Here is a 26,375-nt window from a genome sequence, read left to right as displayed (position 1 = left end):
CCTTCTGTTTCAGTGATGCGTTCAAGTCGGTGCACGTGGCGGATAGATCCGCGTCGGCAGCCAGAAAATCAGCAGGATCAGCGCCACTGCGACGCCAGCCATGCACAGGTAAAGATCCGCTGCGGCCAGCACCACGGCCTGCTCATGCAGGCGTTGGGCAAGGCCCGGGGTGTCGCTGTCGACCAGGGGCGAATTGCCCAGGCGGTCCACCAGCATGGTCGAGTGAAAGTGCAGGCGATGCGTGGTCAGGGTTTCCAGCACGCCGGTGGCGATCACCGCCGCCAGGCCTTTCACGGTGTTGAACCAGGACGACGCGAAGGGGCCGTCCATGGGACTGATGCTGCCGGTCGAGAGCATCAGCAATGGCAGCACCGACATCGGTTGGCCGAAGATCTGCAGCAGTTGCAAGGCATAGAATTCATCGCGAATCCACACCGAGGTCAGCTGCGAACCGCCGATGCAGGACAACACCAGCATGCTCAGGCCGATCCCCAGCACCCAGCGGCAATCGACCCAACGCAGGTTGCACAGCGCCGCCACCAACGGCAGCGCGATCAACTGCGGGAGCGCCGCCAACAGGGTGATGGGGGCGGTCTGCACCGGGCGATAACCCTGGACCTGCGCCAGATAGCTGGACGGAATGATCACCACCGCCAGCAACACCACCAGCACGCCGGCCAGGGTGATCAGGGCGAACGACAGGTTGCGGATGCCGAGCATCTGCAGTTTGAAAAACGGAATTGGCTGCGACCACTCGTTGATCAGAAACGCCACCAGCAACAGCGTACCGACCACTAGCAATCCGCAGATCAGGCTCGACTCGAACCAGTCCAGCCGATTGCCCTGCAGGATGCCGATCACCAGCATGCAGATCGCCGGAAAACCCAGGAGCAGACCACGCCAGTTGAACTGCTTGAAGCGCTCCAGGCGCAGCGGGTCCTGGGGGATGCCATAGGCCACGGCGACCATGGCGATCAGGCACGGCGCGACGATCTGCCAAAAGGTCCACTGCCAGCCGACGTACTCGCTCCAGAGCCCGGCCAGCGGCGTGCCCAGTCCGGGTCCGAAGGTGGCAGTGAGGGCATAACCGGCCAGGCCGTACAGCTTGACGTTGGCTGGCAGAAAACGCAGGGCGACGGTCATCAGCATCGGCGGCAGCGCGCCACCGGCAAGGCCTTGCAGCGTACGCAGAACCAACAGACTTTCGTAGTTCGGCGCCAACGGGCACAACACGCCCAGCAGGGTGAAGGCACCGATGGCACACAGGGTGAAGCGCCGCAGCGAAAGCGTCACCGCGCACCACGGCGCGAAGGCCATGGCGGCTACCGAGGTCGCGGCGTAGCTGGCGACCAGCCAGGTGCCTTCGTCGTAACCAATGGCCAAGGCTCCACGGATGTCGGCCAGGGCTACCTTGGTCACCATTTCGTTCAAGCCCGACACCAGCACGGCGAGCAATACGCCCACCAGGCCGATGATGATCCGCGGACCAAAAACCTGTGGCGCGGCGGCCGTCGGGCTGGCCGCGGCGAGAGGGGCCGTGACCGTCAGGGAAGTCATTACTGCTAGCTCCGGGATTTTGGTGTCGGAGCATTCTAAAAAGGTCGGGACCTGACGAAAACTGACTTATCGACAGGTTATAAGTGCGCTAGACGCAACGATACAGAACTCTGTGGGAGCGGGCTTGCTCGCGAAGAGGGCGTGTCAGACAACAATGAAGTCGTCTGACCCACCGCTTTCGCGAGCAAGCTCGCTCCTACAGGACCGGTTGCGCGGCCAGCCAAGTCTCGTCACAGCAGGTTTTCAGGGTTTCGCGCAGCCAGCGGTGAGCCGGGTCATTGTCGAAACGAGGATGCCAGGCCTGGTTGAGCACGATGGTGGGCAACGGGATTGGCAGGGTGAACGAACGCAACTTCAGCCCCAGCCGACGGACGCTCAATAACGTCTCCCTGGGCACCGGCAGAATCAGGTCGGAATCGGGCAAGGCGAACATCGCCGCGTGGAAACTCGGGGCGATCACCGCTACCCGGCGCTCCAGGCCCAGGGCGTTGAGTGCCGCATCGATCGGCCCTCGAGCGATACCGCGGCGGGACATACTGATGTGGGGAAACCCTGCAAAACGCTCGGCAGTAATCTCCTCATCGAGCAATGGATGGTCCTCGCGCACCAGGCCGACAAACTGAGTGGAAAACAGGTTCTGCACCTTCACTTCCGGCATCAACGGCCGGTTGTTGCTGACGCTCAGATCGATGCGCCCCTCGCGCAAGGCCTCATCATCGCCATCGCCCTCTGGCGCAAAACGCAATTCGCAATGCGGGGCCTGACGCTCCACGGTATCGAACAACTTGCCGCCGTAGATGCCGATGAAAAAATCGTTGGCGCGGATACTGAAGCGCCGCCGCAAACTGCCCAGATCCACCACCCTGGCCGAGTGGAACAACTGCGCGGCCTGCTCCACCACATCGCGCACCTGTTCGCGCAATTCCAGCGCCTTCGGCGTCGGCACCAGCCCCCGGCCGGCACGCACCAGTATCGGATCGCCAATGGCCTCGCGGATGCGCGTCAACGTGCGGCTCATGGCCGCCGGGCTGAGGTTCATCCGCCGCGCTGCGCCCACCACACTGCCCTCGTCGAGGAGGGCGTCGAGGGCGACCAAGAGGTTCATGTCTGGGAGTTGCATGGGGAGCACTCGTAGCTAATCAGGATTGATTCAGGCGCAATGCTAGCAGATCAAAAGATCCAGACGCCCTAGCAGTTCTGATAGTTCTCGCCTGAGGACGTGAGGTGTAAAACTAAATCTCTCGACCATATTTCGGCGAAGCCATCGGCATGACTCAACTCAAACCTGTTGATCAGAAATTTCCTTCCTGGCAACGCACGACGCTGCTGGCAACCGACAGCAGCCATTCAATCATCGTCGAAATCGTCGATGGGAGAACCAACGCCATCGCCTATTCCGCTTACGGGCAACAGTCCGGGCAACAGGAAGTCATCACACACCTGGGCCTCAATGGCCAATTGCGTGAGATGCAAACCAGTTGGTATTTGTTGGGTAATGGCTATCGTGCCTACAACCCGCGATTGATGCGGTTTCATAGTCCGGACAGTTGGAGTCCGTTTGGGTGGGGCGGGTTGAATCCGTATACGTATTGCGTGGGAGATCCAGTCAATCATATAGATCCGACTGGACATGTTGGAGTATTGCGCGTCATTTCCTCAGCTCTACAAACCGCCATTAACTACGCTCGGCGTAGAGCAAACACGCTTTTCGATCACTGGGTGTCAAGCTCCCCTGTCACTGGGAGAGGCGCGCTCGGAAATAGACCCATGGACGCAGCGCCTTCGATATCCCTACGTCGTACTGTTCCTCCCACTGAAGAAATATTTGGGAGTATCAGCTCTTTTTCGAGACCCCATGATAGTCCACCTGCGTACTTCAGCCATGACCCTGGCACCTTCTCCTACAAAAAACTGATTCCAAACACCTTGGCGATCTTTGACGGAACGCCTCCAGCGTATACACGCCGCATGCCTAGACCTTCAGTTCGACCACCGCCTCCGCCTCCGCCATACACCGCCCAGGACATGAGCCCATTAATTGATAGCGACATCTCCCGCCAACTCCCACAGATATCAACCCGCACCGATCCGAGCCATATGGTTGAGCAAATTCGCGAGAACAACTCTCATGCCTCAGTCGCGATACAGAATGACCCTGCCCGGATAAGCCGGATACAACGTTTGGTGTGGATGCGCGAAAATAGCTGACCCACACCCTTTTGTATCGCGCCAATGTCAATTCAACGCTGCATCCCCCACAGCTTCACCGTCACCCGCTCCAACGAATCAAACACCAGATTCTCTACCAGCAACCCAATCAAAATCACCACCGCCAACCCCGCAAACACCTTGTCCGTATACAACTCATTGCGGTTCTGGAAGATGTACCACCCCAACCCGCCCTTGCCGCTGGTGGCCCCAAACACCAATTCGGCGGCAATTAACGTGCGCCAGGCGAAGGCCCAGCCGATTTTCAATCCGGCGAGGATCGACGGCAGTGCCGCCGGAATCAGGATGAACAGCACGAAACGCATGCCCTTGAGGCCGTAGTTGCGGCCGGCCATGCGCAGGGTTTCCGAGACGCCGAGAAAGCCTGCGTAAGTATTGAGTGCCAAGGCCCAGAGCACCGAATGCACCAGCACGAAAATCAGGCTGTTCTGCCCCAGGCCGAACCACAGCAGCGCCAGCGGCAGCAGCGCAATCGCCGGTAATGGGTTGAACATCGAGGTCAGGGTGCTGAGCAGGTCGCGACCGAATTGGGTCGATACCGCCAGCGTCGTCAGGGCAAACGCCAGGACAATGCCGATCAGGTAGCCCTTGAGCAGCACCACCAGGGAAATCCACACCTTGCCCAGCAACTCACCGCTGAGCAGGCCGTCATACAGCGCATGAGCAGTCTGCACAAAACTCGGCAACAGCAAGTCGTTGTTCGTGTAACGCGCAGTGGCCTCCCAGAGTACGGCAAGCAGAATCAGGATCAGGCTTTTGCGCAGCCAGCCCTGTTGCCACAGGCGTTGGCCGAGCGGTAATTCACGCTCCAGCGGTACGCTGGTCAGTGGCTGCAAAACGGTTTCGAATTCTTCACGCGCAGATGATAAATGGCTCATCGGGCCCTCCTCTCAAACTGGCTCAATAAGCGATGCGGATGTCGGCAAAATCGAGCTCGCGCTCGGTTTCCGGCGACTGGCCTTCATCGAACAACAGCCTATGAATGCGCCGCGCCGACTCCTGAAAAGCCACGCCGCCAAGGCTGTGTAGATCGTATTGATGACTGTGGACTTCCGCCCGCACCCGACCCGGATGTGGCGAAAGCAACAGGATGCGATTGCCCACCACCAACGCCTCTTCGATGGAGTGCGTGACGAACAGCAGCGTGAAGCGCACCTCCTCCCAGAGCAGCAGCAATTCTTCCTGCATCTTGCGTCGGGTCAGGGCGTCGAGCGCGGCGAAGGGTTCGTCCATCAGGAGGATTTTCGGCTGCATCGCCAGCGCCCGGGCGATGGCAACGCGCGCCTTCATGCCGCCCGACAGGGTATGTGGATAGGCGTCGGCAAATGCCGCCAGGCCGACCTTTTCCAGGTAGTGCAGCGCCCGCTCTTCGGCCTCTTTACGCTTGAGGGTTTTCGAGGCCAGCAGCGGAAACATCACGTTCTGCTTGACGGTTTTCCACGGCGGCAGTTGATCGAATTCCTGGAACACGACAATGCGGTCCGGCCCCGGCGCATCGACGCGCTGACCCTGAAGGCGGATCTCACCTTCGACTGGCTGGATGAATCCCGCAGCGGCCTTGAGCAAGGTTGACTTGCCGCACCCAGACGGCCCGAGCAGGACAAAACGGTCCGCCGGATCGACCTCGAAGCTGACCTGGTGGGTGGCCCGCACCACCCGCTGGGGCGTGCGGTACTCCAGGCTGACGTTATCGACCGACAACAGCGCCTGGGCTGCGGCGATCGGTTTGCTGACCGTGTGGCCTTGCAAGGGGGCGTTCATGTCGGTCAGCTCCCTTGCAGCGGTTTGGCATCCTGGAAGAAGTAGTCCTTCCACGAATCCGGTTTGTTTTTGATCGCGCCCACACGGTAGAGGAACTCGGCCAGCGGGTAGGTATTTTTCGGCGTGACGCTGAATTCGAACTGCGGGTTGTCGATGATTTTCAGCAGTTCGGCGCGGTCGATCTTGGCCTTGGTGACGCGGATGTAAGTGTCCGCCGCCGCGCCTTTATCGTTTTGCGCGAATTGCGCGGCTTCGGTCAGCGCATCGATGAAGGCCTTGTAGGTCTTCGGGTTTTCCTCACGGAATTTCTCGGTGGCAAACAGCACCGTCGGCGAGTTGGGGCCGAGCAGGTCATAGGTGTTGAGCACCACGTGCACGTTCGGGTTGGTCAGCGCCTGATCCTGGAACGGCGGGTTGGAGAAGTGCCCGCTCAACTCGGTGCCGCCGGCGATCAATGCGGCCGTGGCATCAGGGTGAGGGACGGCGATGGTGTACTTGTCGAGGCGATTGAATTCCTTGTCACCCCACTGCTTGGCGGCCGCGTATTGCAGGAAGCGCGACTGCACCGACACGCCCACGGCCGGCACCGCGATGCGGTCCTTCTCGGTGAAATCGGCGATGGTCTTGACCTTGGGATTGTTGCTCACCAGGTAGTACGGGAAGTTGCCCAGGGAGGCCACGGCCTTGACGTTCTGCTTGCCGTGGGTGCGGTCCCAGATGGTCAGCAGCGGACCGACGCCGGCACCGGCAATGTCGATCGAACCGGAGAGCAGCGCATCGTTGACCGCCGCGCCACCGGAGAGCTGGGTCCAGTCGACCTTGATGTCGATGCCTTCCTGCTTGCCGTACTTCACGATCAGGTTCTGGTCGCGCACCACGTTGAGCAGCAGGTAGACGATGCCGAACTGTTCGGCGATGCGGATTTCACCTTCGGCGTGGGCCACGGTCGGTGCCACCAGGCTGCCGGCGATCAGGCTGAAACCCAGGCCGAGGGCCGCGGCCAGCGGTGCAAAGGGTAGACGTTTGGACATGGTCAAATCTCCGGCAAATCAGAAAGGCGCGTCGCCCTGGATGGTGGTGCGATACAACTTGCGGCGCAGATGGCTGGGACATCCGGCGGCGAGGTGGATCAGCGAACGGTTGTCCCAGAACACCAGGTCATGGGGCTGCCACTGATGGCGGTAGATGTTTTGCGGCAACACGCTGTGGGCGTAGAGCTCGTCGAGCAATTGCTTGCTCTCGTCTTCCGGCAGGCCAACGATGCGGGTGGTGAAACCCTCGCTGACGAACAACGCCTTGCGCCCGTTTTCCGGGTGGGTGCGCACGACCGGGTGGATGACTTCGGCGACTTGCGCCAGTTGTTCCGGGGTCAGGGTCGGGCGCCAGTTGCCTTCGAATTTGGTCTCGCTGTAGCGCGCCGTGTAGGAGTGCGCGGCCGAGCGCCCTTCGACGGCCTTGCGTAGCGCCTCGGGCAGGTTGCCCCAGGCTTTGTGCATGTCGGCGAACAGGGTGTCGCCGCCTTCGGACGGCAGTTCCTGGGCATGCAGCATCGAACCCAGGCTTGGCAGTTCCTTATAGGAAAGATCGGAGTGCCAGAACTTGCCGGCATCTCCCAGGCCGATGGATTGGCCGTTCTCGATGATATTGGAAACGATGAGGATTTCCGGGTGCCCGGCCAGCAGGAATTGCTTGAGCACATGGATCTGCAACACGCCAAAACGGCGGCTGAAATCGATTTGCTGCTCGGGAGTAATGCGTTGGTCGCGGAACACCACCACGTGATGATCCAGGTGCGCACGGTGAATGCGTGCGAAGTCCTGCTCGTTGACCGGGCGGGACAAATCGAGACCGATGATTTCGGCACCCACCGCGCCGCTGAACGGGCGGATTTCGAAGAATTGTGGCGCGATGCTTGGCGATGCTGAAGCTGCAGACATAAAACACTCCCACGCACGGCACGCTCAAGGGCGCGCGCGTCGATCAGAAACTCACGGATGTCGTGTTGGTTCGTGTCGTGCGGCGCGCCGATTGGTCGGCAGGTACGCAGGGAATTAACTTTATAGATATAAGAAGACTAATTTAAATACCGTTAAAGAATAACGATATGGCATTTGTAGCGCTGCGATATAGTTTCGCTAACCAATCAAAGGCGCCAATAAAATGACGATTATTCGCCGTTCGTCCCTTCGACCCTAAAGTCTTTCTTACAAAATATTGACACGGGCAATTTGGTATCACATTATTCGCACCCTGCAAAAAGGCCATCAGGCTCTGGTGCGGTGATAGGTTTCTCTGGCTTAGTTGATTGATGAAAGTTTTTTATCATTTTATTGAGACGAGCTTCGCCGCAGAAAGCGATGCTAATTACTCTTTGTCTCATCTTCTCTTAGTTAGCGGCCTTCATGTTTTGCCGATTCTTAACCATTCGGGTTGAGTGTTTTTCGTGCATTCGGATTGGAGTAGAAGGCTGTGGGTCATGTCACGTTAGCCATCCGGCATCTGCAGGATGAGCAAATGCTGCTACGAAGAGGCGGGTTGTATTGGATTGCTTTGGACCGTACGACCGATGCGGAAATTTTTGCGCGTCAGTTTTTATCGGCGTTATCTGAAGACAATACTGCCACGTTGATATGCAGCGGCACCGACCCCGAAGCCATCGCCGAGACTTTGGCTGCAGATTGCGGTCCTTCGGCGCTGCGCATGTTTTCCATGCCTCATGACACCTCTGCTCGTCAGGCCTTCACGGCCTTGACCTCTGATCTGCAGCGAATAAAAATCGCACGCGGCAGTCAGCTCGTGTTGATGCTGAATTCGGCCCATCTGGAAAGCCTGGGTACCCAACAGTTACAACGCTGGTGTGAAAGTACCCGCCAATGGTTGTTGAATATCGACTGCACTCTCTTAGTTCTGTCCAGCGGTCAAGCGCCACTATTACATGAGTGTTTGTCCCGTCTTAATGAGCAACTTTCCGGTTTGGCGCAGTTGTATCGCCAAGATGGCGCGATTCACTACCAATTGAATTTTTGGCACAGTGAGTTAGGTGTTTGCGCCGCTCAAACATTTGACCTGGAAGTGTCCGACAGTGGTTTTTCCTTGAGCGATTCGCAGCTATCGACTCCCTCGCAAACCCGTACCGATGACCAGCGTATCTACCTGACCCAGCGCTCTGCCCTTGAGGGGTCGGCACCCTTGTCCGAGCAATGGCGACTTTTTGAACATCGTGCCGATCTCCTTCAGCAGGCGGCACGCGCGCGGGCAGCCTGCGTGATCCTGACATTGGAAAGCAACCAGGATGTAGAACCGCTGGCTCGGCAATTACACGGATTACGCGAGCAATGTGGCGCCGCCTTGAAGATCATCGTGCGGGAAATGGAGCCTTGCCTGCGGTACCGCGACGAACGCTTATTGCTGACTTGCGGGGCCAACCTCATCGTGCCTGCCAAAACCACACTGGCAAACTTCCTCAGCATGGTGGAAAGCGCCCAGGGACAGATCTGGCGTTATCGTCAGACACCCGATATCCAATCACTGTTTGCACGTCTACGTCCTCCTGCGCAGCGCGGGATATTGCCACCTCGTGAATTTATCGACTTGCTTGATGAGGTCTACGGCGGCGCTTCGGGCGAGCTTGTCCATCAATTGTTGCGGTTGCGCCCAAGAGGCGAACTGAACATCGACCAATACTTGAGTCAGATCACCTTGCGCCGCTTCGGCGATGTCGCCTGCGCACTCGACGGCGTGTTCTATCTGTTTCTGTTCGCTTGCCGTGGCGACGGACTGGAACCAGCACTGGGCAACATTTGCCGCCTGCCATGGCGCGACATTTTCAGCGAGTGCAAGGTGCTTTCCGGCGTGGATGTGTTGCCGCGCCAGGATTTTCTAGATGCTCCCGAAACTCTTGAAGCATCACGCCTGGCCACCGGGCAGGTAACCGCTGATTTGACTCGCGCCATTACCCAGAGCGGTTACACGCCGCAACGTATTACGCTGCCGTTGTCGGAGCCGTGCCCATGAGTTACGTCCAATTGTTGCAGGTTATCGCGGCAAGCTGCCTGATGACCGTCGCGATAATGCTGGTTCTGCGCAGTTTTTTGCAGCGCTTCAATCGCTTGCTCCAGCAGTATTTGTCACCGCGTTATCTGCAGCCGCGGGGGGTGCGTCGGCGCAAACCTGTGTCGCCCGTTGAGAGTGACGCACATGAACCGTCCTGAGCGAATCGAAGTAGACAAGACAGCAGCACAAAGCGACTGGACCTGGCCCGGCCTGGGACTGTGGAACCTGTATTTCCTCATCAAGCTGACGCTGTTCTGGGGCGGTTACCTGAACCTGCAGATCCTGCCGAACCTGGTCTTCGCCGCTATATTGCTGGTGCCGCTGCGCAATCGATACCTGGCGTTGCTGCGCACGTTGATCGCCTTGCCGCTGGGTGTAGCGTTGTTCTATCAGGACACTTGGCTGCCGCCTTTCAGCAGGTTACTGGACCAGCCGGGCGTGCTGAATTTCAGCGCCGATTATCTGCTCGATCTTGCCGGCCGTTTCATTGACCTGAACCTGTGCGGTGCATTGCTGGTTTTAGTGGTGGCCTATTTCTTCGTGCGTCAGTGGCTGCGCCTGACCACCTTGACCCTTGCCGGTTTCGCCTGGCTGGGCGGCGCAGGGTTGATGGCAATGCATGCGCAGGTACCGCAAAGTACTGCTCAAGCACCCGTTTCCGGTGGCGCGCCGATCGTCAGCGCCGAACCGGACAGCGCGACACTCGACGCTTATCTGCAAAACTTCTACAGCACCGAGGCCGGTCGGCAGGTTGTATTCCAGCCATCACCATCGGCGGCTCAGCCGTTCGATCTGTTGCTCATCAATATCTGTTCAATGGCCTGGGATGACCTGGACGCTGTTGGTTTGCGTGATAACAGCTTGTTGCGGCAGATGGACATCGTGTTCGAGAACTTCAACTCGGCCACTTCCTACAGTGGGCCGGCGGCCATTCGGCTATTGCGCGCCAGTTGCGGCCAGCAGTCGCACAGCAAGCTTTACGACGCGGCGCCCGAGCAATGCCTGTTGATGGATGACCTGCGCAAACTGGGATTCAACAGCGAAGTCATGCTCAACCACACCGGCCAGTTTGAAGGCTTTATCGACGAAGTACGTGCCCAAGGGTCATTGCCGGCGCCGGCAGTCAGTGTCGCCAGTTTGCAGCGCGCCCTGGTGGGTTTCGATGGTTCGTCAATCTGGCGTGATCGTGAAGTCCTGAACAAATGGTGGCAACACCGAGAGGGGCAGAGTGATTCCAGGGTAGCGCTGTTCTACAACACCACGACGCTGCATGACGGCAACCGCAGCCTGACCCTCGATGGCGGCACCAAGAGCGCCGAATACAAGCCCCGCGCCCAGGCATTGATCGATGACCTGAGCGCTTTCCTCAAAGACCTGGAAAAGAGCGGACGCCGGGTGGCGGTGGTGATCGTGCCTGAACATGGTGCCGCCTTGCACGGTGACCGCATGCAGATATCCGGAATGCGGGAAATCCCGAGTTCGTCGATTACCCACGTGCCGGTCGGCATCAAGTTAGTGGGCATGGGTAAGAATCCGCGATCTGAGCCGATTCTCATCAAAGAACCGAGCAGTTATCTGGCTCTGTCGGAAATTATCTCGCGCCTGTACGCCGCGCCTCCTCAAGGCGATGGCCTGGGCCCGGACTGGCAGGCATTGCTGGCCAATCTGCCGCAAACCCCGGCGGTCTCGGAAAACGCTGGCACCGTTGTCCTCGACTACGCGGGCAAGCCTTATGTTCGAATCAAGGAGAAAGGAGCTTGGCTTCCTTACCCGCAAAGTCTCAAGTAAAGAACCAGACGCTCTCGCGCAGCGAGCGAGCCGATGATATTGCCCGGCTTAAAGCCGAGCTGCACTTGCCGAGTCTGGAATACGTCGATGTTTCGGCACTGCTGGAACTAAGCCGGGCGCAAAAGCGCTGGCCGTTGCTGGCTGATTTCGCGATCACTGGCAAACAGTCATCATCGCCGGTTGCCCAGCCAGTACGCCAGGGCAAGTTCGGGGCGCTCAAGTGACATCGCTGAGTATCTGCGGAGTCCGTGGAGGAGTCGGTACCACGTCGTTGGTGGCCGCGCTCGGTCATGCCTTGGAAAGCCTCGGTGAGCGGGTACTGATGATCGACCTGTGCCCGGAAAACCTGCTGCGTCTGCATTTCAATCTGCTGGACTCCCAGGATTCGGGTTGGGCGCGGGCGATGCTCGATGGTCAGGACTGGCACAAGCAGGCCTGGAGCCTGAAGCCGTTTCTGCAGCTTTTGCCTTATGGTCGCCTGAGTGCCGAAGAGACCATGAGCATTGAGCAGCAACTGCTCCATGACCCGCAGATCTGGGCCCGGCGTCAGGCGAGTCTGGCGGCTCACTTTGACTGGCTGCTATTCGATGTACCGCAACGCTTGCCGGGGCATGCCACCCTTGGCCCCTGCCTGCTCCCGATTCAGGTAGCCGAGGCTGATGCAGCTTGCCATGTGCTGCTGTTGCAGCAGGCGGGTAACAATCCCGTCCTGGTGAATCGCTTTGATCCCGGCAGCCAGCTGCAACGCGATCTGCTGCTCATCTGGCGAAAACACTATGCAGCTCGTCTCTTGCCCATGAAAGTACATGCAGACGAAGCCGTGCGCGAAGCGCTCGCGTTCAAGCAGTCAGTGGGGCAATACGCACCGGACAGCCTTGCTGCGCAAGATGCACTGAGTCTGGCGACCTGGTGCCTGGCAAGACGCCGAGAGCTGACATGATCAGGCAATGGTTTCCTTACCTGTATCTGCGTCGTCGCTACGACTGCTACCCGTTGACGGCTTTGCTGCTGGCGTCGTTCACCGCGCTGGCCTGGCTGTTCCTGCGACTGGAGTCGCCGGCCTGGCAGCGTCTGATAGAGCAGCGCCAGCGCTGGTATCCGCACTTGGCCAGCAAAGCCGCTCCAAGTGTGGGTGACCCTTTGCGCATTGCCCTGCAAAGCTTGTGGTTACTGGTATTCCGTCCCTGGCCGCAAGCCCGCCCGCGCTCTGCACCGCAATGGGCGAAGAGCGTTGGCAAATCCAACCAGCGCCTCTGGAGTCGTATCGGTGTTTTTCTCACTGGCCTGCCGGAGCACGCCAGCGAGAGCAAAGTCATGCATGACGGTGCTAAATGGTGGCGCAACCTTGATCCTCGCCAGCAGCATTGGCTGAATTACATCTGCGCCGCCATCGGGTTGATCCTCGTGGTGGTGTGCATCACCGAGCCCTTCAATTACATATCGCAACTGATTTTCGTGATTCTGCTGTGGGTGGTAGCCATGGTGATTCGGCGCGTTCCGGGCCGGTTTCCGACGCTGCTGCTGATCATGCTGTCGATCATCGTATCCTGTCGTTACCTTTGGTGGCGCTACACCGCGACCCTGAACTGGGACAGCCCATTGGATCTGGCTTGCGGGGTCCTGTTGCTGATTGCCGAAACGTACTCATGGCTGGTGCTGTTGCTCGGTTACATCCAGACCTGCTGGCCGTTGAACCGCCCACCGTCGCAACTGCCTGGTGATACAAGGTTATGGCCTACGGTCGATCTGTTGATCCCGACCTACAACGAAGACCTGTCCATCGTTCGCAACACCGTGTATGCCGCCCTCGGTATCGACTGGCCCCAGGAAAAGTTGCGTATTTCGATACTCGACGATGGCAAGCGTGATGAATTCCGGTTGTTCGCTGAACAGGCTGGGGTGAATTACATCACTCGTAGCGATAACAAGCATGCCAAGGCTGGCAATCTCAACCAGGCCTTGAAGCAGCTCGATGCGGAGTTGGTGGCCATTTTCGACTGCGATCACGTGCCAGTGCGTTCATTCCTGCAACTCACGGTGGGCTGGTTCCTGCGCGACCCCAAGCTGGCCTTGGTGCAGACGCCGCATCACTTTCTATCGCCGGATCCTTTCGAGCGCAACCTCGATACCTTTCGGCAGCGGCCCAATGAAGGCGAGCTGTTTTACGGCCTGGTCCAGGATGGCAACGACATGTGGAACGCCGCATTTTTCTGCGGGTCCTGTGCCGTGCTACGGCGTTCGGCTATTGATGAAATCGGTGGCTTTGCCGTGGAAACCGTTACCGAAGATGCCCATACCGCGTTGCGCCTGCACCGAAAGGGCTGGAATTCGGCTTATGTGCGCATTCCCCAGGCTGCGGGGTTGGCCACTGAAACCCTGTCTGCACATATTGGCCAGCGGATTCGCTGGGCTCGGGGCATGGCGCAGATTTTCCGTACGGACAACCCGTTGCTGGGCAAAGGCCTGACGATCTTTCAACGCATCTGCTACGCCAACGCCATGCTGCACTTTCTTGCAGGTCTGCCGCGCCTGGTGTTCCTTACCGCGCCTCTGGCGTTCCTGCTGTTGCACGCCTACATCATCTACGCGCCGGCCTTGATGATCATTCTGTATGTGATCCCGCATATGGTTCATGCGAGCCTGACCAACTCACGCATGCAGGGAGAACACCGTTTGACGTTCTGGGGAGAGGTCTATGAAACCGTGCTCGCCTGGTACATCGCGCGGCCGACCACCGTTGCCCTGTTCAACCCCAAGAAAGGCAAATTCAACGTGACCGCCAAGGGCGGCTTGATGACTGAAGATCAGTTCGACTGGGGTATCGCCAGACCGTACCTGGTGTTGGCGCTGCTGAATATCATTGGCCTGGGTTTTGCGATATGGCGTCTGTTCTACGGGCCGAGCAATGAAATCGGCACCACGCTGGTCAGCAGTCTGTGGGTCATTTACAACTTGCTGATCGTCGGCTCCGCGGTGGCCATTGCCGCTGAGGTTCGCCAGGTGCGCGAGACCCATCGTGTGCAGGCCAAGCTGCCGGCGGCGGTGCGCCTGCAAAACGGAAAATTCTATCCCTGCATGCTGGTGGACTACTCCGAAGGGGGCACCGGTGTCGAGCTGGACGTTGAGCTTTCCCTGTCAATCGGTGAGCGGATTTACCTGATGATGCAGCGCGGAGAACGCGAGTTCCTGTTCTCCGGCATCATCAGCCGCAGCCACAAGAACTTTATTGGTATCGCCCTAAACGAGCTTACTTCGCAACAGAAAATCGATTACGTGCAATGCACTTTTTCCCGTGCCGATGCCTGGTTGAACTGGAACGAAGACTTCAAGCCGGACAGGCCGCTGCATAGTTTTATCGACGTGCTGCGCCTGGGTGCCAGTGGCTATTACCGCCTGTATCAATACTTGCCTGCCTGGACACGGAACCTGGCCCGACCGTTCACGCGTTTGCTCGCTTGGCTGATCAGCTATGTGCCGCGTTTCGCCAAAGCGCCCCCCCTTTCTTCCAATTCTCGATCGGTATGCGCCCCATGAGTCGCTATTTCAACTTCACGCTGGTAAGCCTGCTGTCGCTGGCAATGAGTTGCGCCCAGGCGCAGCCCATCAAGGAGCAAACCCTCAAGGAGCAACCACCGGTCACGACGCCAGCGTCAGTCTCGGTTGCAGTGAGCAGCGTGCCTGGCTGGGACGTATCGCGTAATTTCGAAGAGCTGGGGCGAGTGGCTGACAGTCTGTTGCTCGGCACGCACAACACCGAACAGTTTGAATTCACCATGCGTCGCGACCGCATCGCCAGCGATGCGAAGCTGCAACTTGAATACACACCGTCACCGGCACTGCTGCCAACACTTTCGCACCTGCGGGTCTACCTCAACGACGTGCTGATGAGCGTGATCACCATCGACAAGGAGCAGTTGGGGAAAAAGACCGTCCGCCAAGTCGAACTCGATCCGCGCCTGATCAGCGACTTCAACCGCGTGAGGCTGGAGTTTGTCGGCCACTACACCGACATTTGCGAAGAGCCTTCCAATAGCGCGCTGTGGGTCAATATCAGCCGGGCCAGTCTGGTATCCCTGAAAGAGCAGGCGTTGATCGTGCAAAACGATCTGGCCTATTTCCCGATGCCTTTTTTTGACGCGCGCGACTATGAAAAGCCTGTTCTGAACATGGTGTTCGCGGCTTCGCCGACGCTTGGCGAACAGCGTGCGGCGGGTATTCTTGCCTCGTACTTCGGCAGCAAGGCCGCGTGGCGCGGCACAAAGCTCCCGGTATTGTTCGATCAACTGCCCACCGCGACGCCCGCGACGCCCGTAACTGCCGCCATCGTATTTGCCACCAACACTCGTCGCCCGGCATTCCTGAGTGACATGAAGCAGTTCCCGCCGGTCGAGGCGCCGGTGGTGCAAATGATCGACAACCCCTCCGACCGCTTCAGCAAGGTGTTGCTGGTGCTGGGCCGTGACGAGGCCGATCTGTCCGTGGCCGCGCAGGCACTGGTGCTGGGTGGCGATCTGTTTCGTGGTGAGCGGGTTGTGATCGACAAGGTGCAGCAGATCCAGCCGCGCCAACCCTATGACGCTCCGAACTGGATGCGTACCGATCGGGCCGTTCGTTTCGCAGAGTTGGTCAAGTATCCCGAGCAATTGCGTACCAGCGGCCTGCAGCCCCTGCCTATCAGCCTGGACATCAACCTGCCGCCAGATCTGTTTGTCTGGCGCAACCAGGGCATTCCGCTGCAAACAAAATACCGCTACACGCCATCGGCCACCAATGACGGTTCGCGACTGAACATCAGCCTCAACAATCAGTTCATCACCAGCCTGCCGTTGCTGGTCAACAGCAATGACCGGCTCGAAGAGTTGCGCCTTGCCGTGTTGTCCAGCGAGTCGGCGAACATCAATGAAAACCTGTCGGTCCCGGCACTGAAAATCGGCGACCGCAACAACCTGCGGTTCAATTTCAGCTTCGCCACCACGACCAGCAGTTCCCAGCGAGATCGTTGCCAGACCTCGTTACCGGTGGACACTCAAGCGGTGATCGACGATCAGTCGACTATCGATTTGTCGGGCTATCACCATTACATCGCCATGCCTGATCTGGCAGCGTTTGCCCGCAGTGGCTTCCCCTTCAGCCGCATGGCGGATCTTTCCGAGACTGTGGTGATGGTGCCAGCGCAGCCCAGTGCCGTGCAGCTGAGCACGTACCTGGAAGCCATCGCCGGTATTTCGGCGCGCTCGGGTCTGCCCGCCATGAACCTGACCTTGACCGACAGCTGGGACGAGGTGTCGAAGCGCGATGCAGACGTGCTGATCCTCGGTTCTTTCGATCCAGGCATGCGCGATAACCAGGACATGAGTGTGCTCCTGGACCGCTCCCGGGACTGGCTGCTGAAAGCAAACCACCAGGGGCCGGGTTCGTCGCAAAACAATAACGCGGGTAACCCGGCTGCCAGTCGGGTCGAGGTCTCAGCTGAAGGACCGATTGCTGCAATGGTCGGCATGCAATCACCTTTCCATGAACAGCGCAGCATCGTGGCCCTGTTGGCCAATGAAGATGCAGGCTTCCAGTTGTTGCGCGAGACGCTCAATGACAGCGGCAAGATGGACGCGGTGGCCGGCTCAGTGGTGTTGATCCGCAGTAGTGGCGTCCAGGGCCATATGGTCGGCGACCACTATTACGTCGGCAGTCTGCCATGGTGGCTGATGCTCTGGTTCAAGTTGTCCGAGCACCCGGTCCTGCTCGCATTTCTCGCCGTGTCTGGCGTCCTGCTCAGTGCGTTCCTGATCTGGCGCGTCCTGCAATGGGCAGCTCGTCGTCGTCTGGCTTATGAAGAATAAGTCGGTGAGTAATGCCCGGGCGCGACTGCTTGCAGCGGTTTTGCCAATCCTGGCATGGCCTGCGCAAGGCGCGAGCCAATGCGTCTGGCCAGCCTGGGAAAACTTCAAGCAGCACATGATCAGCGATGATGGGCGGGTTATAGACGCGTCCTCCCCGCAGCAGATCACCACGTCTGAAGGGCAGAGCTACGGGCTGTTTTTTGCGTTGGTGGCCAACGATGAGCAAAGCTTCGGCCGGCTGTTGACCTGGACCCGCAACAATCTGGCGGACGGCGATCTCAGCCATCGTCTGCCCGCCTGGAAATGGGGGCTCGACAAGGACGGTCAATGGGGCGTACTTGACGCCAACAACGCCAGCGATGCTGATCTATGGATTGCCTACAGCCTGCTGGAAGCAGGCCGCCTGTGGCACCGGCCTGATTATCTGGCGTCAGGTAATCACCTGCTGTGGCGAAGCGCCGCACAAACCCTGCGCAAGCTGCCGGGTCTTGGCCTTATGTTGCTCCCAGGGGATGTCGGCTTCGAATCCAGCCAGGGCTGGCGCCTGAACCCCAGCTATCTGCCACCACAATTGTTATCGCGCTTTGCGCTCATCGCACCGGTATGGGCCGAAGTGGCGCAAAACTCTCGGCGCCTGCTGATCGAGGGCGCTCCCAAAGGCTTCGCACCGGACTGGCTGGTGTGGCAGGCCGGGCAAGTTGCTTCCGTCGATGGCAAGGACGCGCAGGGAAGCTACGACGCTATTCGTGTATATCTGTGGCTCGGCATGTTGGCGACCGATGCCCCCGGGCGCACCGACTTGCTCGATCACTTCAAACCCATGCTTGAGGCCACCGCCCGCCTGGGCTATGTGCCGGAGCACGTCGACTCCGTCTCCGCAAAGACCGTGGGCTCTGGGCCGGTCGGGTTTTCGGCGGCACTCTTGCCGTTGTTGACCAACGATGCATCGACGGCTGCGGTGCTCTCTGCCCAGCGTGAACGCCTGCGTCAATCGCCGCCGTTGGCCGATGCCTATTACAACCAGTCGCTGTTGATGTTTGGCCAGGGCTGGGACGAACAGCGCTATCGGTTCGACAAGGATGGGCGACTGCAACCGAACTGGACGAGTACATGCACGCACTGAACAGAGCCCCCCATACCAGTGCATTCAAGGTTTTGGTCTTGCGCTGCACACTGCTGCTGTCCTGTCTGAGCGGTGCCACGCTCGCAGCGACGGTTCCTGTTACTCAACAGGAGCAACAGCAATGGCTGCTGCAACAGATGCGTATCGGTGAAGCGTTGCAACGCGAAGATCTGGTTCGCGACTCTTTGGCGCGGCTGAAACTGATCGCCCCCGACAATCCCCAGGTCCTGGTGGGTGAAATACGCCAGGCGTTGGCTGATAAGTCTCAGGCGCAGAACAGCGCCTGGATCGAGCAGAGATTGACTCGCCTGCGCCAGTTAGCACCGGACTCCGCGCAAATGCGCCAGGCTCAAGCATTGATCAAATTGCAGAGCCAGGATGGTCAGCGTCAGTTGCAGCAGGCGCGGTTATTGGCTGCCGCCGGGCGCTACGACGAAGCCAGTGAAGCCTTTGAACAGCTATTCGCAAAAGAGCCGCCGGACCTCGCCTCAGCGCTTGAATACTGGAGCGCACGCAGCCGGATCAGCGGCCAGAGAGTGGCTGTGCTCGGTCATGTGCAGGCGCTGGACCGGGATTATCCAGGCAATACCGGCGTACGACAGATGCTGGTCGGCCTATTGTTCGCCGAGGGTCGCGACGACGAGGCTCTGGCCACGCTGCATCAATTGGCGGCTGATCCTCAGGCCAGTGCCAATGCGGCGGAACGGGAATACAACTACCTGATCAAATTGCCAACTGGCCCGAAAACGGCGCAGGCATGGCAGGCATTCATTCACTATTACCCGTATTCACCGTTGGCTAAAGACGCTACGCAGCGACTTGCGCTGCAACAAGGATTGTTGACCGATCCTGCCTGGCAGGCCGGCGTCAAGGCCAAGGGCCTGCTTGAGCAAGACAATGCCACGGACGCTGTGGCCAGGGCTGCAACAGCCGAGGGACTGTTACGCCGTGCCGTTAAGGCTTATCCGCAAGATTCAAGCCTTTACGGCGCACTGGGTACCGCGTTGATGCGCCAAGGCAAATACTCGGCGGCACATGAGGCTTTCTCCACGGCTCTGAGCAAGGAACAGGACACCGATTACATCAGCAAATGGCAGGATCTACAGGCTGTTACGCGCAACTGGATGCTCCTGCAGAAAGGCGGTGAAGCCCTGCAACGCAAGGACTATGCGGCGGCGCGTAGTGCGTATCGGCAATCGCGAACCCTCAAGGCTGATTCCGCCGACCCATTGATCGGCCTCGCCAATGTCGCTATGGCCGAGTCCAATGAAATCGAGGCCGAAGCGTTGTTGTTACAGGCGCGCAAGGTCGAACCGGGCAATGGCAGCGTGGTGCGCGCACTGGTCCGACTGTATCGCGGGCAATCAAGCGAGCGCGCTGAAGCCTTCCTCAATACCTTGCCGGCCAGCAACCAGCCTGAGTTTGCCAGCCTGCGTCGGAGCATTGAACTTGAGCGGCTGAATGTGCAGGCTGACCTCGCCAGTCAGCATTCGGACTGGGCTCAGTTGGCATCACTACTGAAGAAAATCCGCACGCTGGACCCCGACAATCCATGGACGACCTATCGCCTGGCCACCGCCGAGATTGCCATGGGACAACCGCGAGAGGCTGATAAAGCGTTCCATGAATTATTGGCGCTGCAAAGCCGCAATCCCGAGGCTCGTTACGCCCATGGTCTGTACCTGGCCAATGAGAACCGCGACAGCGAAGTGCTGGCCACCCTCGGGCAGATTCCGGCCACCGCCTGGACCGATAACATGCGTGAACTGCAGACTCGGATCAAACGTCGGCAGTTGATGGCTCAGGTCGAACAGCGACGTAACAGCGGGCATGAGTCTGAGGCCATTGCCTTGTTGTTGCGTGATCCAACGGTGGATGATCTTGGCACCCTCGCCGATTGGGCCGCCCAGCGTAAAGATTACGTCGAAGCCGAACGTTACTACCGCAAGGTGCTCAAGCTCCAGCCGCAGAATGACGAGGCGCAGTTGGGCTTGATCGAAATGCAGATTGCCACCGGGCACATCCAGCAAGCGCGTGCCGGCCTGGAAAAAATCGTCCCGTCGCCTTCGGCACCTGCGCCCTGGCAACGACGCCTGATCAATGCCTGGTCTGCGGTGGGTGAAAAGGACAAAGCCAGCGCGATGTTCGCCAATCTGCTGAAAACACCCCAGACCGATCCGCTGATCTACCGCGATGCGGCGCGTCTGATGGCCAGGGATCAGCCGCAACAGGCGCTGGATAATTACGCCCGCAGCATGGCCGCAGCAGGATTGATTTCACCTGCCCAAGCCAGCCCCCGCGACAACGTAGCCATGACCGAGGCCAGTCGCGCCAAGGACAGCGATGAGTGGCTGGCGCGAAGCCTGCGCAGTGATGTCGACGAGCTTTACAAACAGCAGAACCCGACCGTCAATCTTTACCATGACTACGCTTGGCGTACCGACAACACGGCACCGGGCATCTCCGACCTGACGACGCAGATAACCATTGTGCGTATCGATTCGCCGTTCGCCCAAGGAGAGGGCTTCGTTCAGGCCGAACAGGTGGACCTTGACGCCAGCGCCTTCGACACCGACGCCGATGGTTTACACCGGGAACAGTTCGGCACCTGCGCCGTGCAATATCGGGTTCAGGCGACAGGTGCGCCTGTGCCCAATGGCTGTCCCGGCACTTCACTGAGCACCAGCGGGCCAAGCCTCGCTGTGGGCTGGAAAAAAGATCAATGGGCGCTCGACCTTGGCCATTCGCCGCAAGGTTTCGAAGTGGGCAACTGGCTTGGAGGTATCGCCTACAGCAGTGACTGGAGGTCCATTGGCTGGACGTTGACCGCCTCACGCCGGCCCATGAGCAACTCGGTCGTGTCATACGCCGGAGCCGTCGATCCCGTGTCCGGTACACGTTGGGGTGGCGTGACCAGCAACGGTGTGACCTTGAGCCTGAGCCATGATGAAGGTGGCGTTGATGGTGTGTGGGCCAGTCTCGGCAGCCATTGGCTACGCGGCAAAAACGTGGTCGACAATCAGCGCCTTTCGGCCATGACCGGCTACTACTACCGACTGGTGGACCGCGCCGACGAGCGCATGCGCACCGGTTTGACCCTCATGTATTGGGGTTACGACAAGGACTTGAGCGAGTACACCCTGGGTCAGGGCGGCTATTACAGTCCACAACGGTACTACTCGATCGGCATACCCTTCAGCTATGCGTGGCGTAATGCCAACTGGTCGGCTCAGCTGGACAGTTCGGTGGGCTGGTCTGTCTCGAAAACCGATGGAAGCGATTTGTATCCACTGGATGGTCCGGCGGGCAAGCTATTCAGCCAGGCCGCCGCCGCTGGATTGGAAATCGATCCAGACACGACCCTGACCAAGGACGGAAGCAGCAGCAGCGGCGCGAGTATCCGCCTGCAAGGTTTGGTCGAACGCCGCCTGACCAATCATATGGTCGTGGGCTCGGGGATCACCCTGCAACACAGCGAAGGCTACGCCCCAAGCCGCGCGATGCTGTATTTGCGTTACACCTTCGATGAATGGCAGGGCAACCTCCCGATGCCGATCGAACCCGTAACACCCTATGCGGATATGCGGTGACGATGTGAAATCTCGCTGCTGTGCACGGTGTTAGCTATGCTGCTGACAGCATGACGCGGCTCACTTTTGAGGGATGCTCGATGTTCTACGTGCAACGCAATACAGACGGCCGACTGCTGCGCGTGGAAGCCGAAGCCTACGCCGAATCCACGGAAACGCTGCCGGCCGACCACCCTGACCTCCAGGCCTGGTTCGCCAATGAAGTCATGGCCACCAGCCACAAACAACTGCTGCAAATCAAACAGCTCAAGCAACTGCGCCAGAGCGACCTGGAAATGATCCGGGTACTCGACGACTTGATCGCCGTGCTGATCAGCAAAGGCGTGATTCTCGTAACGGACCTGCCAGGGCCCGCGCAGACCAAACTCATGGACCGCTTCCAGGCGCGTGAGGCGTTGGGTGGGTTGAGTAATCTGGTTGAAGACGATGAGGCAGGGTTTATCTGACATCCGGGGATCGCAGCCTTCGTCAGCGACAGCTGTGAGAAGGCTGCAACCTTTGCGATTACCCTATTGCCAAGGCTTGGGTTCACCCACCAACCGTCCCTGAACGCCGTACACGCCCATCTCGCTAAGCACCGCCAACTCCCCTTGCGTCTCGACCCGCTCGGCAATCAACGGCAGATCAATGCTATGGGCCGCTCGCTGGACGGCTTCGATGAACAGGCGTTTGTCGCGCTCCTGATCAATCGCACGGATGTAGCTACCGTCGATCTTCAAGTAGGCCAACCCCAAGCGCGCCAGGTTGCCGATCATGCTGAAGCGTCCACCGAAATGCTGCAGACCCAAGGAGAACCCGAGCTCTCGCAAACGCCGGGTCAGCGCTTCGAGACTGGCTTGCTGTGGTAATTGCTCTTCGCCGATTTCCAGGGTCAAGCGCGACCCCAGATCGGAGTGCGAACGCAGCGTGGCGAAGAGCGCAGTCAACGCTTGCGGGTTTTCGAGGGTGGCCGACGACAGGTTCAGCGCCATTGATTCTTCGTGGGTGCTCATCTGGTCCAATACCAGCTCCAGCATCAGCCGGTCCAGTCGCGCCGCCCAGCCGAACCGCTCCAGCCACGGCAAGAAACGTCCGGCAGGGATGCTCTCGCCCTGGTAGTCGATCAGGCGGGAAAGCACTTTGTAGTGCAGTACCAGCTGCGTGTCCTGACTGGCCACCACGGGCTGGAAAAACAACTTGAATCGTCGTTGCTCCAAGGCCTGATCCAGCAGGTTGTGCCAGGCATGATGGTCGTCGCCGACATGGGTCGGGGCCCTGTGATCGAGGCAGACCCAGTTCGAATCGGTCTGGCCTTCGGCCTGCGCCAATGCCTGATCCGCCAGCCCGAGTACGGCTTGCGGGGCGTCGCCATGAATAAAGGGCGCCAGCCCGATCGCCGCTGCAGAGGGGACGTCAGTAGCACCGGTCGCGTACAGACTGGCCAAGGCCGTGTCGAGGTGCTGCGCCAGTTGCACTGCTTCTTCACGCACCAGGCCTGGGGCCAGAACGGCGAATTCGCCGCCACGAATCCGTGTGACCAGGTTGGTTGTTTCCGGATATCTGGCGCACTCGCGGGACAACTGCTGACCAACCGCCTGGAGCAACGCATCCGTGCGCTGGCCGCCCAGCCGCTGGTTCAACCCGGTGAGATCCTTGACCCGCAACAGCAGCAAGTAACCGGAGCTGGCTTGCTCGGGATTGCTCACCCGTGCATTCAGTTGCATCTCGAAGTAACGTCGGTTGGCCAAGCCGGTCAGGTTGTCCTGATAGGACTCGACCCGCAGCTTTTCACTGCGTTCGGCCTGCTCCTGAAACAGCGCCTTGAGCTTCTCGACCATCTGGTTCATGGCCTGCACCACGCGACGCAGTTCCGGCGTGCGCGGCAATTGCGGCAGGCTGAGAAACTCGCGGCGGGCAATGGCGTGGGACTGCCGGACCATGTAATCGAGGGGCTTCAATTGCCGACGCAGCAACAGCGCGCCCAGTATCGCGCTGACCACGCCACAGAACAGCAACCACCCCAAGCTGCCCAACGCGCTTTGCCACAACTTGGCCAGCGCGAACATCGGGTGACTGACCACCTCGACCCGTGCGGCCTGTACCCAACCGCGACTGACTATCGCATCGCCCCCGGCAGGCTCCAGGCCAATCAGTTTGACGAACCAGTCAGGCACCCGGGTATCGGCCGCAATGCCGCTGCGTTCGACCAGGGTCTTGTCGTTGGATAAATCGACCACACGGATGCTGGCGTAATAACCGCTGTCAAAGATCGAGCTGACCAGCAGTTCGGTCATCGCCGGGTCGTCGATATTGGGCGTCAGTGACAGCGCCAGCGCCGTCGCCGCATCCTGGGCGTGGGAACGCAGCTGGTTGACGTACTGGGAGCGCGAGCTTTCCAGGCTGACCATGAAGCTGCCGGTGAAGGCGACGACCAGGAACAGACAGATAGCGATCAAAAGCTGTTTGAACAAAGACATCTGTGGGCGTGCTCCTAGTTAGTCGTCTCGACCGGGAATCCTTCGGCCTGCATTTTTTTCAGCACATCCTGCCAACGGGACAACCGCTTGGTGTCCCCGACCTTCTGATTGCCCTTGGCCCCCGGTAACCACAACCCTTCTGCGTTGAAAGCGTAGACCGGCAGCAAATCCTTTCTCTGGCTGGCTGGCCTGATCGAGTCGACAAGGCTGTCGAGCACCAGCGGTTCGGCTTCCGGGCTTGAGTAGTAGGTCAGCACCATGTGCGCGCGATTCAGGCTCAGCGCCTTTACGTACGTGATGCGCAGCTTGTCACTGGAAACGCCAAGGTGGCGCAGACTGAAATATTTGGCGATTGCGTAGTCTTCGCAATCACCGGCGCCTTTCCACAGGGCCTCGACGGGTGTTTCCCAGTAATCGACCTGGTGCCACAGGTCAATGTCTTCGACGTAACGCAGTTGTTTGTTGAAAAAGCGGTTGATCACGTTGAGCTGTTCCAGCTCGCCAACTTGTTTCTGCGTAGCCAACATGTGCTGCCACGCATCTATGCGCTGCTGACCTTCGCCCAAAGATCCGTACAATGCCTGCGCCCGAGCGCTGATCAGGGAAAAGTCCCAATCGGCATGCACACCGCCCAGCAGCACACCGGCCAGCAGCAAGGCGCCGCACGAGCAGCGCAAGATCCGGGATATCGGAAAACGTACCGCCAAGGCGAGGCATCCAGGGTAGTCAGGTGGAATCGAGTGAAGGTGTAGGTTAGCTCGGGAAAAAATAATGGCACACTGAGATCACTGACGGCACGCTAAACTAAGGGAAAGACGCTCTTATGGGGCGTTTGACAAGCCGTCAGGCAGTCACTAGTGTCAATTGGATCCAAAACTTCAGTCAATCAGGGTGCGTAGTAGTGACACAAAAGCCCAACCCCCTCAGCAGTATCAAGGTCAACGGGCCGATTCCCGCGCACCTGGCGCGCTCGGTGATCGAAGAAACCTTGCGCTCGGCCATCCTGGACGGTCGCCTGCCGTGTGGCATCGCTCTGCGCCAGCAAGACCTGGCCGATCTCTTCGGGGTCAGCCGCATGCCGGTGCGTGAAGCGTTGCGCCAACTGGAAGCCCAGGCATTGCTCAACGTGATCGCCCATAAAGGCGCTGTGGTTGCCCCGCTCGTCCAGGGCGATGCCGCGGAAACCTACGCCCTAAGGATTTTACTGGAGTCCGAAGCACTACGTTTATCGGTGCCGTTGCTTGAGGCGGCGGATCTCGAACAGGCCGCGCGCTATATCGACGAGCTGGAGACGGAACAGGACTATACCGAAATCGGCCGGCTCAATCGCCTCTTCCATATGTCGCTCTACAGCAGGGCACCTAATCGCCGGTTACTGAAACTGGTAGAGGACGGACTGAACGAAGAAGAGCGTTTCCTGCGCTTCAACCTCGAAGCGATGGGCCTGGGCAAGTTGTCCCAGGAAGATCACCGGGCCTTGTGGCGGGCCGCCGACGCGCGGGATGTCGAAGGATCGGTGCAATTGCTGGTCAACCATCTCAATCGCGGGGTTGAGGTCATCACCCGGTACCTCGCCAGTCCAGAAGCCCAGAACAAAAAAACCTCGTAGCAAAGGCAACGGCAGGCCCAGAACGACAAAACCCCTGTCTGCGTTAGCAGACAGGGGTTTCGGAATTCAATCTTGACGATGACCTACTCTCACATGGGGAAACCCCACACTACCATCGGCGATGCATCGTTTCACTTCTGAGTTCGGGATGGGATCAGGTGGTTCCAACGCTCTATGGTCGTCAAGAAATTCTGTGTGCCAGTCCGTCATTACGACGTGCCAGCGAATTCTTGATGCTTCTACTAAAAGACAAAACCCCTACCTGCATGCGCAGATAGGGGTTTCGGAATTTAATCTTGACGATGACCTACTCTCACATGGGGAAACCCCACACTACCATCGGCGATGCATCGTTTCACTTCTGAGTTCGGG

General features: G+C 59.1%; 20 protein-coding genes and 2 rRNA genes. 12 read left to right on the top strand and 10 right to left on the bottom strand.

Translation table 11 applies throughout. The features are described from left to right. Positions 1-21: 21 nt before the first annotated feature. Both SOP85_RS07035 and SOP85_RS07025 read right to left on the bottom strand, forming a co-directional pair. Positions 22-1,557 (bottom strand): MFS transporter, encoded by a 1,536-nt coding sequence (locus SOP85_RS07035; protein ID WP_323626489.1) that lies wholly within the window; start codon positions 1,555-1,557, stop codon positions 22-24. 196 nt (positions 1,558-1,753) lie between these two features. Further along, positions 1,754-2,677 (bottom strand): LysR family transcriptional regulator, encoded by a 924-nt coding sequence (locus SOP85_RS07025; RefSeq protein ID WP_323626487.1) that lies wholly within the window; start codon positions 2,675-2,677, stop codon positions 1,754-1,756. A gap of 149 nt (positions 2,678-2,826) precedes the next feature. On the opposite strand from SOP85_RS07025, the gene SOP85_RS07020 reads away from it, so the two are divergent. Further along, complete coding sequence (locus tag SOP85_RS07020; RefSeq protein WP_323626485.1) at positions 2,827-3,765, top strand: RHS repeat-associated core domain-containing protein; 939 nt, start codon at positions 2,827-2,829, stop codon at positions 3,763-3,765. A 32-nt stretch (positions 3,766-3,797) separates the two neighbouring features. Here SOP85_RS07020 and SOP85_RS07015 read toward each other — a convergent pair whose 3' ends face one another. Genes SOP85_RS07015 through SOP85_RS07000 form a run of 4 tightly spaced genes read right to left on the bottom strand, consistent with a single transcriptional unit; the run spans position 3,798 to position 7,484 of the window. Further along, positions 3,798-4,664: an ABC transporter permease gene (locus SOP85_RS07015; protein WP_323626484.1), complete on the bottom strand. Its 867-nt coding sequence runs from the start codon at positions 4,662-4,664 to the stop codon at positions 3,798-3,800. Positions 4,665-4,686: 22 nt separating this feature from the next. Further along, entirely contained in the window at positions 4,687-5,547 is an 861-nt protein-coding gene (locus SOP85_RS07010; protein WP_323608097.1) for an ABC transporter ATP-binding protein, read from the bottom strand. A 5-nt stretch (positions 5,548-5,552) separates the two neighbouring features. Continuing rightward, positions 5,553-6,578, bottom strand: coding sequence for an ABC transporter substrate-binding protein (locus tag SOP85_RS07005; protein ID WP_323626483.1), 1,026 nt, complete (start codon positions 6,576-6,578; stop codon positions 5,553-5,555). An 18-nt stretch (positions 6,579-6,596) separates the two neighbouring features. Further along, the gene (locus SOP85_RS07000) at positions 6,597-7,484 is read right to left on the bottom strand and encodes a TauD/TfdA dioxygenase family protein (protein ID WP_323626482.1); all 888 of its coding nucleotides are present in this window, start codon (positions 7,482-7,484) and stop codon (positions 6,597-6,599) included. A 532-nt stretch (positions 7,485-8,016) separates the two neighbouring features. On the opposite strand from SOP85_RS07000, the gene bcsE reads away from it, so the two are divergent. The 10 genes from bcsE (at position 8,017) to SOP85_RS06950 (ending at position 22,384) form a co-directional block, all read left to right on the top strand. Next, positions 8,017-9,561 carry a cellulose biosynthesis protein BcsE gene (gene bcsE, locus SOP85_RS06995; RefSeq protein WP_323626481.1) on the top strand — a complete coding sequence of 515 codons (1,545 nt, stop codon included), beginning with the start codon at positions 8,017-8,019 and terminating at the stop codon, positions 9,559-9,561. Next, a complete protein-coding gene (bcsF, locus tag SOP85_RS06990) occupies positions 9,558-9,758 on the top strand; it encodes a cellulose biosynthesis protein BcsF (RefSeq protein WP_323626480.1) in 201 nt (66 codons plus the stop codon). Before bcsE ends, bcsF begins: the two co-directional genes overlap by 4 nt. Then, positions 9,745-11,388, top strand: a complete 1,644-nt coding sequence (gene bcsG / locus SOP85_RS06985) for a cellulose biosynthesis protein BcsG (RefSeq protein ID WP_323626479.1) — start codon at positions 9,745-9,747, stop codon at positions 11,386-11,388. The genes bcsF and bcsG overlap by 14 nt, the downstream gene beginning before the upstream one ends. Next, positions 11,358-11,612 (top strand): cellulose biosynthesis protein BcsR, encoded by a 255-nt coding sequence (gene bcsR, locus SOP85_RS06980; RefSeq protein ID WP_323626477.1) that lies wholly within the window; start codon positions 11,358-11,360, stop codon positions 11,610-11,612. The genes bcsG and bcsR overlap by 31 nt, the downstream gene beginning before the upstream one ends. Continuing rightward, the gene (bcsQ, locus tag SOP85_RS06975) at positions 11,609-12,328 is read left to right on the top strand and encodes a cellulose biosynthesis protein BcsQ (protein WP_323626476.1); all 720 of its coding nucleotides are present in this window, start codon (positions 11,609-11,611) and stop codon (positions 12,326-12,328) included. The genes bcsR and bcsQ overlap by 4 nt, the downstream gene beginning before the upstream one ends. After that, positions 12,325-14,922, top strand: coding sequence for a UDP-forming cellulose synthase catalytic subunit (bcsA, locus tag SOP85_RS06970; protein ID WP_323626475.1), 2,598 nt, complete (start codon positions 12,325-12,327; stop codon positions 14,920-14,922). The genes bcsQ and bcsA overlap by 4 nt, the downstream gene beginning before the upstream one ends. Beyond that, positions 14,919-17,225 (top strand): cellulose biosynthesis cyclic di-GMP-binding regulatory protein BcsB, encoded by a 2,307-nt coding sequence (bcsB, locus tag SOP85_RS06965; protein WP_323626474.1) that lies wholly within the window; start codon positions 14,919-14,921, stop codon positions 17,223-17,225. Before bcsA ends, bcsB begins: the two co-directional genes overlap by 4 nt. Beyond that, positions 17,215-18,348, top strand: coding sequence for a cellulose synthase complex periplasmic endoglucanase BcsZ (bcsZ, locus tag SOP85_RS06960; protein ID WP_323626473.1), 1,134 nt, complete (start codon positions 17,215-17,217; stop codon positions 18,346-18,348). The genes bcsB and bcsZ overlap by 11 nt, the downstream gene beginning before the upstream one ends. Further along, positions 18,336-21,938, top strand: a complete 3,603-nt coding sequence (gene bcsC, locus SOP85_RS06955) for a cellulose synthase complex outer membrane protein BcsC (protein WP_323626472.1) — start codon at positions 18,336-18,338, stop codon at positions 21,936-21,938. Before bcsZ ends, bcsC begins: the two co-directional genes overlap by 13 nt. Positions 21,939-22,018: 80 nt before the next feature. Then, complete coding sequence (locus SOP85_RS06950; RefSeq protein WP_323626471.1) at positions 22,019-22,384, top strand: tryptophan synthase subunit beta; 366 nt, start codon at positions 22,019-22,021, stop codon at positions 22,382-22,384. 63 nt (positions 22,385-22,447) lie between these two features. Here the strand turns inward: SOP85_RS06950 and lapD are convergent, their stop codons facing one another. Both lapD and lapG read right to left on the bottom strand, forming a co-directional pair. Further along, on the bottom strand, positions 22,448-24,394 hold the full coding sequence (gene lapD, locus SOP85_RS06945; protein ID WP_323626470.1) for a cyclic di-GMP receptor LapD: 1,947 nt from the start codon (positions 24,392-24,394) through the stop codon (positions 22,448-22,450). A 14-nt stretch (positions 24,395-24,408) separates the two neighbouring features. Then, positions 24,409-25,101 (bottom strand): cysteine protease LapG, encoded by a 693-nt coding sequence (lapG, locus tag SOP85_RS06940; RefSeq protein ID WP_323608107.1) that lies wholly within the window; start codon positions 25,099-25,101, stop codon positions 24,409-24,411. Between the two features lie 194 nt (positions 25,102-25,295). Here lapG and SOP85_RS06935 point away from each other — a divergent pair, with 194 nt between their 5' ends. After that, positions 25,296-26,003 (top strand): GntR family transcriptional regulator, encoded by a 708-nt coding sequence (locus SOP85_RS06935; protein ID WP_274074995.1) that lies wholly within the window; start codon positions 25,296-25,298, stop codon positions 26,001-26,003. Positions 26,004-26,073: 70 nt separating this feature from the next. On the opposite strand, the gene rrf (SOP85_RS06930) is transcribed toward SOP85_RS06935, so the two are convergent. Together rrf (SOP85_RS06930) and rrf (SOP85_RS31340) are read right to left on the bottom strand one after the other, a co-directional pair. Next, positions 26,074-26,189: ribosomal RNA gene (gene rrf / locus SOP85_RS06930) — 5S ribosomal RNA — on the bottom strand. A 108-nt stretch (positions 26,190-26,297) separates the two neighbouring features. Further along, positions 26,298-26,375, bottom strand: a 5S ribosomal RNA gene (gene rrf / locus SOP85_RS31340); the annotation flags it as partial.

The organism is Pseudomonas sp. YuFO20, from assembly GCF_035064975.1.
Classification (GTDB): domain Bacteria; phylum Pseudomonadota; class Gammaproteobacteria; order Pseudomonadales; family Pseudomonadaceae; genus Aquipseudomonas; species Aquipseudomonas putida_AE.
Note: the sequence above shows the minus strand (reverse complement) of the source record. Positions and strands in the feature narration are given on the sequence as shown.